This is a genomic window from Clostridium carboxidivorans P7, assembly GCF_001038625.1.
In the GTDB taxonomy this organism is placed as follows: domain Bacteria; phylum Bacillota; class Clostridia; order Clostridiales; family Clostridiaceae; genus Clostridium_AM; species Clostridium_AM carboxidivorans.
This window is the reverse complement of sequence record NZ_CP011803.1, coordinates 814437-827030: the sequence shown is the minus strand read 5'-3', so window position 1 is coordinate 827030 and position 12594 is coordinate 814437. Positions and strand designations below refer to the sequence as shown.

At 26.3% G+C, this 12594-nt stretch carries 10 protein-coding genes; all 10 read right to left on the bottom strand.

Annotated elements, in window-relative coordinates; translation table 11 throughout:
• Positions 1–476: 476 nt before the first annotated feature.
• A complete protein-coding gene (locus Ccar_RS03560) occupies positions 477–1769 on the bottom strand; it encodes a hypothetical protein (protein WP_007059460.1) in 1293 nt (430 codons plus the stop codon).
• A gap of 887 nt (positions 1770–2656) precedes the next feature.
• A complete protein-coding gene (locus Ccar_RS26645) occupies positions 2657–2809 on the bottom strand; it encodes a hypothetical protein (protein ID WP_007059461.1) in 153 nt (50 codons plus the stop codon).
• Between the two features lie 117 nt (positions 2810–2926).
• Positions 2927–3427 carry a TIR domain-containing protein gene (locus tag Ccar_RS03550; RefSeq protein ID WP_007059462.1) on the bottom strand — a complete coding sequence of 167 codons (501 nt, stop codon included), beginning with the start codon at positions 3425–3427 and terminating at the stop codon, positions 2927–2929.
• Positions 3428–3781: 354 nt separating this feature from the next.
• The gene (locus tag Ccar_RS03545) at positions 3782–4018 is read right to left on the bottom strand and encodes a hypothetical protein (RefSeq protein WP_053075331.1); all 237 of its coding nucleotides are present in this window, start codon (positions 4016–4018) and stop codon (positions 3782–3784) included.
• Between the two features lie 68 nt (positions 4019–4086).
• On the bottom strand, positions 4087–4770 hold the full coding sequence (locus Ccar_RS03540; RefSeq protein WP_007059464.1) for a TIR domain-containing protein: 684 nt from the start codon (positions 4768–4770) through the stop codon (positions 4087–4089).
• 25 nt (positions 4771–4795) lie between these two features.
• A complete protein-coding gene (locus Ccar_RS03535) occupies positions 4796–6673 on the bottom strand; it encodes an SLOG domain-containing protein (RefSeq protein ID WP_007059465.1) in 1878 nt (625 codons plus the stop codon).
• A 408-nt stretch (positions 6674–7081) separates the two neighbouring features.
• The gene (locus Ccar_RS26005; protein ID WP_050787045.1) at positions 7082–7597 is read right to left on the bottom strand and encodes a toll/interleukin-1 receptor domain-containing protein; all 516 of its coding nucleotides are present in this window, start codon (positions 7595–7597) and stop codon (positions 7082–7084) included.
• 100 nt (positions 7598–7697) lie between these two features.
• Positions 7698–8261: a hypothetical protein gene (locus Ccar_RS26000; protein WP_007059467.1), complete on the bottom strand. Its 564-nt coding sequence runs from the start codon at positions 8259–8261 to the stop codon at positions 7698–7700.
• A 198-nt stretch (positions 8262–8459) separates the two neighbouring features.
• Entirely contained in the window at positions 8460–10166 is a 1707-nt protein-coding gene (locus Ccar_RS03525; protein ID WP_007059468.1) for a restriction endonuclease-like protein, read from the bottom strand.
• Entirely contained in the window at positions 10144–12387 is a 2244-nt protein-coding gene (locus Ccar_RS25995) for an McrB family protein (protein ID WP_082141585.1), read from the bottom strand. The genes Ccar_RS03525 and Ccar_RS25995 overlap by 23 nt, the downstream gene beginning before the upstream one ends.
• Positions 12388–12594 lie beyond the last annotated feature (207 nt).

The window sequence follows — 12594 nt, the reverse complement described above, 5'->3', positions numbered from 1 at the left end:
TAAGTTTCTACATAATTTTCCATGATATTATTTTATTACCTAATGGGAAATAGTTCAAGAGGATTTAGCAACTAGAAAAGATTATCCAACAAATGATCTAATTATAAATACAGATCAAGATCCTAAATTTATATGAGGATGATTTCAAACATTATTTAAAAAATATGGTGCTATTCATAGTCAAAGCAGAAATGTAAACCCTTATGACAATGCAATAATTTAATCCTTCTATACTACTATAAAAAGAGAGCTTATTCAGGATACACATTTCGATTCACTTGAATAAGCTCAAAAAGAAATCTTTAAATATATTGAGTTATATTACAATGCTAAGAAAATTCATAAAATTTGCTTAACTTTGCGTATAAAACATTTAAATAGTTAAGATTTTATTTATTATATTTTCGCACAACCTGCTGGTGTGTTTGATAATATTTGCCGGAGCTTGCTATAAGCTAAACTTTACAAATAAATCACTACTCTATCATTCTCAATTGTCTGGATAATTGAAGCTTTGTCATATCTGAATCTAATATTCTTTTGATTGACATATCGCTTAAATTATCATTTATAACATATATCTCACAAACCGCCTTTCCTTCTACTATATCATTTAGTATCTTAATATATTCGCTATTGGAAAGATCAATTGTAAAAGCTAAATTTTTTTCATTATATAAACTTAAATCTACTATAAGCTTGTTATTATCTAAATATACACTTTGACCTAAAGATTCTGTTTCTCTAAATTCTTTAATTAGGTCATTTTCTTGTTTCATTATTAATGCAAGATTAAATTGTTTTTGTATGATAACTGTTTCAAATAATTTTAATTTACTACCTAACTCTTTAAGTTCTTTGCCACTTAAAATTTGCCTATCATTTATAGTTGCATAATTAATTTCTTTAACAATATTCTCAACAACTAAAGATATCTCTGATTCCAATTTTTCTAAGTTATCCATATTATATTCTATATACCTATTTTTCTTTAAATCAAATGGAACTTCCTCTGTTCCATCAGTAAGAATAATTACATGCTTTCCTAATGTATGTGCTACTCCTATTTCATATAGGACATTAGGATTTGTTGTTGAAATTTCTGCAATAACAAACGCAGATTCATTAATTTCTCTCCAAACAAACTCCATAACATCTCCTGAATAGTGCTCATCATCAACTCTAACTGCTTTTAAATACATTTTATCTAATTGTGTTTTTATATGATTTCTATATATTTCAGTATACTTTTCTTCTTTAAATGGCATAGCTATAAATACTTTATCATAATCTCTTTTAAAATCTCTATCTATAAAAATAGGATTAATTCTCATAAATTGTATCAATTCTATTCCCCCACTTCTCCCACTATTATCTAAAAAATATAGATCTGGATAAATACGTAATCTGTATGATGCTTTTATGTTAGTATCTTCTTCTTGATAAGCTTGACTATGAATTTTGGGCTTTCCAATATTAATTGGAAATATCCATATTCTAAACTCATTTACTGAATTCTCTCCTATACTGTAGTCCATATTCTTAATATTATTAATAACGATTCTTTCTATGTCCTTATTGGAATTTTGGACATCAATTATTAAATTACTATAAAGTATACTGTCTTTTGTGAATTCTTTGATATCATGAGATTTTAATATGTATGCTTCCTCATCATATAACTGAGAATTGATCTCCTTTCTAAAATATATTGTTTTGTTTTGAGCTGCATAAAGGAATAAATCTAATGCATTAGTATCTAATTTCATGCTTATGTGTCCCCCCCCATAATATTTGTTTATATTATAATATCTTAATTTAACACCAAATTGATCAATTGTTAACCTCTTATTTTTTGCTAATTATACAAATATTAATATAAAATTGATTTGCAATATAATTTATATTGTCGAATTATTAGATTATTTTCAGAACTCATCTTATTCCTTTTAATCCTTCATCTAAATGCGTATTATTTTTTTCCATAAGTATAAAATATTGTCATCAATTTCATACATTTCACTTAAATCTATACTATAGTTTGCTAAAAAATTATAAAAAGTTGACTCATTTAACGATTTAAAAACAAATTCTCTATTTCTCCCTAGTGGAATAAGAGGCTTCTTTCTAATTAAATTAGTTTCATTTATTTCTGAATAAATTCAAGAAGAATATGTCTTATTTTTATTTTTTAGTATTTCTTTTTCAGTTTTTATTATAGATTTACCAGTATTAAGAAAAAATACACATTCACTTTTGTCTATCCCTTTTATTAATGAATCCATTAGCATCATGCGTACATAGGTGGTAGATATATTTCTTTTTTTATAGTTGTAAGTTGTATTATTATAATCTTGCAATATTTCTCATCTATTTCTCTAATTAATTTATCTGAATAATCCCAAATACAAGAATCTATAAAAGTTATTAAATTAAAATTATCATATAATCACCTAGCAAGCCTAATAGCCAGTTTTTTATCTTTATGTGAATTAGACAGAAATTTATCTAATTTAACACTAGGAAACCAATCAGCCTGTAGTTTAGACCCGTTAGCTACCTCATTAACGCCTATGCACGACTGTAACGATTCATGTATTTGATTTTTTACAAACTCATACATTTCTTTATCTTTAAAATAGTAATATACTCCAGATCATATCTGCATATCTATAACCTCTTCATCCCACTCATCTAAATCAGCTACATATTCTACTAAAAAATTTGTAAGTTCTGATTTAGGTGAGTATTTTAAATTTCCAACTTCACTAAAATCTCCATTAGTTTTTAAGTTAAATCGTGCATACATAATATTTTTATCTTTTAACTTTTCTTTATTATATCAGTAGCTTCTTTAGATGCTATATTACTTTTTACTTCACACAATATATTTAAAGCATGTACCACTTTATTATTTTCCTAACTTCTAGTAATCACCACTATTCTCAATTGCATCTTCTATTAACTGTTGAATATTTTCGCTTATATCATCATACACATATTTGCTTGATTGGTAGCCGGAATCAAAACAAGTAACATATTTAGACAATCGTTCGTTTTTTTCACCAATATAAATTTGATAAAACGGATTATTTCCTTTACTAGTTTGATTACCATCTTTATCTTTTAGGTTATGTATGTATATTCCTACAATACCTTTCTTTAACTCATATGCCTTTTCAATCTCATAATTAATCCATTTACGTCCTGATGTAGTTTCTCCAATTAAGACAACTAAACATGAACGCTTTGACATTTGCGTATCTATCCATTCTTTAATTTTTGTATCTGTTTTTTCTTTAACTTCCTCCCAATCATTATCTGAAAAAGTCGAACTATCGTCAACCTTTCCCATATTCCTAACTTGACCTGCTCTCCAACAGTCTTTGTTATACTCAAAGCTGAAAAATACTTGTCTCTTTGCCATAATAACACTCCCTTTTCATTCTTCATAAAAATATTTCTTATTTTTTGCAAAAGAAAACTTAGAAACTATTCTACTTACTCTTCTTATAATTTCTAACAACCTATTAAGGCAACTTTTGAATTAAACTCTTTTTTATAGGCAAACAAATATAAAATTTAATCTTTATGTTTTATTTAAAACTATGCTATAAAAACTATACTTGCTAAAATAACTAAGTATAATGGCCAAATTGAACAAGATAAAAATACATTTATTGGACTAGTATTTTTATCTTTGTATTCACTTGCATTTAAATCAAAAAAATTAATTTGTTTTAAGTTATTTTTAAAACCAAGAACACTCTTATACATATTTCTATACAATTTTTCTGTTCTGAGATAAAAACAATCTATAAAACAAAATGAAATATCTGCTACAATTGCAATGATATATACTTTGTAATTTAAGTTTTTTTGATACTGCCAAAACCAAAATTGCTGAAATCATGGTTATAGTCCAACCTTTTACTATAAAAGAATTGGTAGCCATACGTGATATTACATTCTCAATCATTGTTAAATATGCTTTAAAATCTTCTTTATCAAAATTCACAGTTGCCTCCTTCATCTTCATGTATTTATTTTCTTAGATATATTTTAGAGATAATCAATTACTAAAATTTATTCTATTTCTTTATATATATCATAATCTGACATATTATCTTGTCTTTCATAAGCTTCATCTACATATCCACTTATATCATTTATAAAATCATCCCATTTTACAGCTTTAATATAACTGCATTCACCATGCCAAATAGTATCTTTGTTATCACACTCTTCTTTATCTCCATTTTTATAATTAAATTTATTTTTTCTAATTATATCAAATAACTTATTAGTATTATGCATAGTACACCCTGATGCACAACAACTCTTAGTTTCTAAATAGTAGGAATATGAATTATTATCATCTGGTAAAATAACTGCAATCATAGCATTTGTTTTACTAGTAACCGGATCTCCATTTTTATTCTTTCTGCTAACTTCCTTAAGAGAATATGAGATTTCCCATGGAATCCACTGATCTTTATCCGCTTTTCCACTTTCTTTCATATTAGGTGAAATAAATATAATAGTTAATGAACTATCATATATCCTATCTTTAAGCTTTTGCCAAATTGTTTCTTCACTTAATTGAGATAAATCTTCACCATCTGATTCTCCCTTATAAATATCATCTGATTCATCAAGTTTAGATTCAAATTCATCAATATAATTTCTTACAGTTGAATTTTCATTTGAAGTTAAATTATATATACTATCATCAGCATATTTATATGATACAAAGATTTTGTGTCCCATAGCCTGTACACTTCCCTTCAAATACCTATTTCTTATTTCCTATTGCACTAATAACCTTGTTAGCTAAACTTCTATAATCCAAGTTTATTGCTAATTCTTCATTCAAAATTACTGATTCTTTATTAATATCACTCCAATTTCCTTTTTTTCTATATTCAGCAGCTAATTGAGATGATCTTCCTCCAACAGATCCAACTATGAAAACAGGAATATTATTTGCTCTAGCGATTTTAATTTCCTCATCAATTCCTTGTTTAGTATCGCCATTTCTAATTACTCCACCTAAACAAATTAGCGCTTTTACATTAGTCCTACTTATCATTTTCTCTCTCATCTCAGTTAAACTTTTTAATTTACGCTCATCATCATTATTACCGTCAATCACATCAATTTCTGTTACTGTAGCATTCATTTTCAAAGTTGATATATCATAATATTTTTCAAAAAATTTAGAAATAAACATATTAATTGCATTTTTATAATCCCTTGGCCTAAACTTTTTTCCAATTTCAAATATAATATTTTTAAATGTGGGATGAGAACCAAATGTTAAAGTAAAACCATTTTTTAAAATTTCCTTAGCAAATATATTTACTGCATCATATAATGATTGTTTATATATTTCATCACAATTGGGAAATGCTCCTGAAATAATAATTTCACCATCATTAGAAAAAGCTTTACCATTAATATACTCCTGCCAAGTACTATAAAAATCATCATAGTTATCTTCTACTATATTCTCATTAATTTTTCTTACCTTAACCTTATCTGATAATAATATCGCAGAATCATATAATTGATGCTCGTTAAGTTTCTTATCTTCAAGAAATTTAATTATTTTAGTAAAATCTTCTTCTTTACATCTTCTACCAAAATATTGAATATATTGATTAATATTTCTTTGAGGATATATATATCCCTTTCGTGGTGATACTAAATTGTAAATAAGATATCTTTTATTTTCCTCAATTAATTCTAAATTTGAAGATTCGCATAACTCTTCAAATGTATTTATTCTATCATAAACACTAGTTGAGCTTAGCATAATTAATTCAAAACTTTTTTGCAAAACACTGTCAATAATTTTTATTAATTTATTTTGATCATAAAAATCTTCACTTTTACACTCTATATGAGGATTATCACTTGGCTTTATTCGCAATTTTTCTTCATTCGCTTTATCTACTCTTATCCAAATTATAGGTATACTATTTAATACAGCATATATTAGTTCCTTTTGAATCCAATCAGATTCTGCTGATTTTTCTGTGTGTATAAATATTAATACATCACTCTCACTTAATGAAGAATCTATTACTTTCTGTGCTACTTCCCCTACTTCAACATTAGTTACATCTCTAAAACTTTTATTATTTCTTGCTTGAATAGACAATTGATCACAAAACTTAGCTGCTATTTCTTCTCCATCTAATCTTCTATGACTAATAAACAGTAAACTATTATCACTATAGAAATTCGGTAAAACCTTTGAGATAGCTTTTCTTGCAAAAACTATTCCAATCGTCTCTAGATATTCATCGTTTAAGTTTCTACATCTTAATTGTTCAAAAACATCATAACTTTGTTTGATACCAATATTATCTATCGGATCCCTAATATCTTTATTTATAGCTACTGGCCATATATCAATTTTTTTCTCCTTTGCAACATCTATTAATTTTACTATTTCATCTGGATATTTATCTAAATTATCATTAAAAATGATAATTAGTACATCTTTATCTAATTTAGACATAACAGATGATGCATGGTTTAAATTTCGAATAACAGGAATATCAAATAAATAATTTTCTATTTCTTTTATACATGCATTTAAAAATACATTACCTTTACCTGGTTCCTTCATTGTAAGATTTGGTGAAATAAATAAAATTTCCATACAACCCTCCAAAATTTAGTTTACATTATAATATCCAAAATTCTTGACAACATTACAAATAATATTAAATCTAACTATAAACTTTAAATTTAGCATAAATTATTTTGCATACTCTATTGAATATTCAATACATAACATGAAATTATTACATTAACTTATATATTATTACATTTAATTATATATTATCATATTTTATAATATAAGTCTTCAAAATTAACCGTATCTGCAATTCGTAATTTAAAGTGAAACAAAAAATTTCTCAACAAAACAATACTGTTTCAGAGCATTTTAAAGATTAACATTTATACAAAAAATATAAATATTTAATATATAAATTATACATTATAGACTATAGATATATTTACTTCGAATATTGCCAACATTAGCTAATCAAATTACTTCTTAACCTTAGAATAAATTCATATTATTATAGTTTTCATCATAAAACCATAAATCACTTAGCACCTTATATCCATACCTTCCTTTTATAACATTTTCTTTACTTATTTCAAATATTTTCTTACCTAACGAATAAAAATAATTCAGCTCATATCTTACCCAATTAGACTTTAACGAATTTTCTGATCTAACAAACAAAACATTTTTTGATTGCTCTAATCTTTTTTCAATAACCGCTTTAGTTGAATTTCCTACTAAATGTCTTTTTAAATAATCTGTATCATTAATCCAATCACAATAAACATTTTTTTTATCATGATTTAAAGCTTTTATCATATTTTGAACTTCTACAAAATCAGCACTACTATGAGAAATAAAAAAATCATATTCCTTTATTTTTTGTTCTTTTGAATTATCAATTCTATATTCAAGTTCTTTTGGAATCGCAGCTATATCAAATCTCTGATTTTCATAGACTTCTTTTAAAAACTTTCTTCTCCTTTTATTCTTACTAGGTATTCTCATGTATTTTTGTCTTCTCAATACAACAAAATGTTTTAATCCTTGTAAATGGAAGAAAGCCATCTATCGTAACTGTCTATTATATTCTGTATCTATTTTTTTCCTAAAAAAAAGATATAACTTTAAGACAATAATACTTTTCCAATTCTTTAAAAATATATACTTTGTCTTTCTGTGTAGTTCTTTTCCTTTCATATAATCCCATTAACTCATCTAAAAAAGACGGTTCAACTTCTTGTGCTTTAAGTTTAGCTTTATCTATCTTTTCTTTTATTTTATTTATTTTAGGTTCTCTTTCTTTTTTTAAAAGTTCTTCATTTTCTAATTGCAAATTTTTATCAAAATTCAAAGCGTAATTATCCTTATATGTTTTTGACAATATTTTTTTAGTTATTTTTAATCCTCTAATTATACTCTTAGGTTTAGGCATTAAATATCTTACTTTTTTATTTAGTGGAATTAATTTTTTGTCCTTCAAACAATAATAATCATACTTTTCATTTAATATTTGACATTCATAAGGATAATATTTCTCTAAAATATACATTATTGAATCTAAATTATACTCTTCAGATAAAATTTGAATTATATTTTTTATATAATTACTAAAGTCACTTTTGATTTTGTTTAAATCATTCAAATACATATGTTTAGTAAATCCAGGCATTGATTGTTACTCCTTTACTATATTCTTTTTATGCACTGTTTAATTTTAGCCCCATAAAAAAACACTTTTCTAATTTTTTATTTTATAACCTTAGTATCAATTATTTATTTTTATAAACAGTGTAATCATTTAATTTTTCTAGTAATTGCTGTTATAACTTAATATAATTTAAAACTATCTTCTGTTTCTTTATAAATCTCATTTATAATTATGCCAAATAATCTCACTCAAAAACTCTTCCATCAACTCCGTCCCCCTCGGCAAAAAAGGAATCCCCCCTATGCCCACAGTTCCTATACTCTTATACAACGGATGCTCTGAATACTCTTCCTCATCCCCATAAGGAAACAGCACAAAAGCTCCAGCTACAACTTTTTCATATGCTCCTGTTTCTTCATTTTTACGCACTATAGCATCTCTATACTTATGCATAGTATTAATATCTTCCTCTTTAGGCCCTGGAGTTTTATTGTGTTTTTCATAGCTGCTGCCTTTTACAGCTCTGTCCAGCTTATATTTAGCATCAAATATGTAATTATAAGTTGCTTTTTCACCTATTTTATCTATACATAAAACGTTATCAGGTTTTTGTCCTACAGTTTCTGAATGCATATTTAAATTATAAGAAAGAACGAATCTTTCACCATTTTCAGGATTTTCATAAACCACCTTAGATTCCTTGCCTTTTTTCAAATATACAAAAATTCCATTGTTATTTACTTTTACTGTGTCATTTGATATTAAATTATAGTGTTTTCTAAGTAATGCATTTATCTTTATAAAACACCAATACTCATAAAGCAGGGGAAGCTCCTTTATATTAAGCTTAAATAATTGTCCCTTTAAAGTCAGTCCTTTTTGAAGCATCAAATAATATTTATAAACCTCCTTATAACCTACAGCCATTTTAAAAACCATAGATGAATTTTCTCTAAATTCATATTCACCTACGTTCTTTAAAAAGGTGGAAGTCAAATAATTATTCATGGTTCTTGTAAAACCATCCAGCTTTGAAATAAAGGAGCTGTCTGATGTTCTTCCAAGCTTCAAATAACTTTTTTTAAGTTCCTTAAGCTTAAATAAAATACTCTTAATTATAAACTTCAAAAATCTATTTTCATTAGTATCCAAGGTTATCTTCTTGCTAATCTGCAAAGCTTCTATAGGAAGAAACTTGTCCTTCTTTTTTACAAGTTTTTCTGGTCTCTTTTCCAGCCACTTTATTGTTTCACTGGTTACATTCTTTAATTTATGATAAGGAACAATCTGACCTCCATTAATCAGTGAATGATGGGGCATAGCTGTAATAACCTTTAATGCTTTTTTTAGCTTTTCAAAAATATAATTTAAAATACTATAGTATTCACTTAAAGAATCTCCTTTGTGTTTAGTTAGACCACTTAGAGAATAAGTTCTTTTAAGAAAATCAAAGGCTAAATTATAAATTTCTTCATTTACATCATTGCGAATAGCTGTGTAATCTTTTCTATAATCTATTTTTGTAGGAAATACTTCTACTGTTACAATAAGATAATCTCTTCCATTGATTCTTATTACTAAATCAGAATAACCTATTTCCCCTTTAAAATTTATAATGCCGCTTAAACTGCCACTTCTATTTTTAGTTATTTTGTTTCTTATATCTTTATTTTCATGATGAAAGCTTAAATCTATATCTCTATCCTTCTTTTCTATTATCAATTCATAATTTTCATATTCAAAGAAATATGCTTTTTCCATACCAGTAATTTTTTCTTCTGAATAGCTTATTGAATATCCCCTGCTATCTGTGTCTTTCTCATCTATTTCAGAGTTTCTATTTTTTCCTTTTATAGTGAAGTATATTTTATCAGTTTCAAAGCACAATAATTCTTCTTTTGATCTACCAGAAGGTTGTGAATCCATCTTTGTTAAACCTCCACAGCATCTTTAATATTTTTTCAGAAGATATAGGATATTTACATACACTCTTTTCTCTGCTGCCATCTTTAAGCTTTTTCTCATCATCTACTAAATAACTCTTCATTTTCTTTAAAGCTTCTTCATCTATATAATCAGCATTAAAACTGCTTGTATCCATATTTGAAAAAACTTTAAATAGTGTAAATAAACATTGTTCTACTTCACTACTGCTGCCGCTTATTCTAGGCAATATCTTTTGCTTTATTGAATAATCTAAAGCTTCATGAAAATCCATTATTCCTTCACTAACTGCATAAATTACATAAAAAACTATTTCATCCCTGACTCTATAGGCAAACTGCATGTCACATTGTTCTAAAATGTTATTTATCTCTATAAGTTCTCCTATAACCTCCTTAGCTGTATCCTTCTTTTCACTACACTCAGATATCTTTATATATTCTGAAAGTATAAGCTTATTAGGATAAAGTTTAGGTGGTACCTCAACTTTTTCTCTATCAAAAGCATAATCTAAATTAACCTCATTAAATTCTATAGTATTTGCTCTATCCAGCACTTTTTTACTAAAAGGAAAGGTTGTTTCATCCATATTTACTGTACCAATTATATATAAATTTTCTGGTATATATAAATCTTCAAAGCTTTCTACAGCATCTTTATCTCCAGCAAATAGCTCTCTTCTTATAAGCTTATCTGTTTTTATTTCTATATTTTCCTTATTCCTTGTTTCCATTATGGATAATATATCACTGAAATAATATTCAACTCTGGCTAAATTCATTTCATCCAAACATACAAAGTAAGGTATTTCCTTATGAGCTGAAGCTTTCTTGATTATATTTGTAAGTATTCCAGGTTGAAAATTTCCTTCTATATTTCTATACCCTATCAGTTCCGATGCATCAGACCAATCTGGTCTTACTGGTATTAAATTATAAGTTTCATCCTCTCTTGAAGCTCCTAAAGCCTTAGCAAACAGCTCCACCAATTTACTTTTGCCTGTTCCAGAAATTCCATATAAAATAACAAAAGGTTTAGTTTTTAATGACAGATATAAATTTTTTATAATATCCTTGCTATATTCATAACCTTCTGCCGTTATGTAATTATGAATAAATTCAATTACAGCTTTATTATCAAAATCTTTTTCTAATCTTGAAATTTTCTTTGATATTACTGTTTCAATCATATTAGTTTCTTCATTTGCAGATGCATTTTCTTCCCTACTTTGTAACTCTTCATTTTCTCCCAAAACTTTTTCTGAATAATATTTATTAAGCTTAAACTCTAAAATATCCTTTAGTTTTTCTTTATCTTCCTCAGTAAGTTTATCCCAAAGTTCTGTGTTAAAACTCAAATATTCAACATCCTCTACATATTCCTTAAATATATAGTTATCTCTGTTTATAGCTTCATATGGATTTCCGCTCATTACCCTTCTCACAATAATTAAGGATAAACTTTCTATGCTTTTTTGAATTTCTGAATCTGAAGTCTCTACTAGTAAGCCTTTTTTATGTTTTTCTATATAAGCATTCATAATATGCGAGCAAACATCATCAAATACAGCTTTTCCTTCAAAATCTGCTAATTCTAAAAGAGCTATTAATAAAACAAGCTTATAACTTTTTTGATACTTGTTTCCAAGGTTCTCTTCCTTATCTCCAATGTAAGTAAAAAACTTTTTCTTTAATTCATTTTTGTTCTCTAAAACAGCTTTTTCAACATCTTTAAAATCATTTTCTTCTTCATTAGGTATATCTTTAAAGCTGTAACTATCATCAGCAATAAGCTCAACCCTAAAGGTATTAATCTTGTCAGTTTTGTAAAACTCTATGTACTCTTGAGGTTTTTCTATGTTGGAGGTTTCTTTGTATTCAAATATGTATTTATAGCTTTTTGGTAATGTTTCTCTTAAGTAATTTTTAAGTTCTTTTCTAAAAAGGAATTGATATGTATTATCTCTTTTATCTGATTTTACATTTCTAAATAAAGCTTTAAACTCTTTTCCATCAATTAAAAAGGTAACTACTTCACTTTCTCCTCTTTCCAAATGATCTCTGTTTATAACACTAAAATATTTATATGCTTCATCTTTAGGTAAGGTAGTGCCATGTCTAAAAATCGATTTATCAACTAGTTTTTTTCCTAGTAAATCTTCTCCAGTAGCTTCTATCCATCCCCCTGTTCTTCCTTCCATCATTTCACCTACTTGTCAAATTTAATTATTATAGTTACATTAATTACTTCTCTGACATAAAATTTCAAATTATACTGTTATTTTATAACACATTGGGTATTTTTTAAAGAAAAAAAATAGAGATTAAGTAATATTTTAAACACACACACTGGTGTGTTTAAAATTATTACTTAACCTCTGCACTTTTAATGTTATTCTAAAGCATATTTT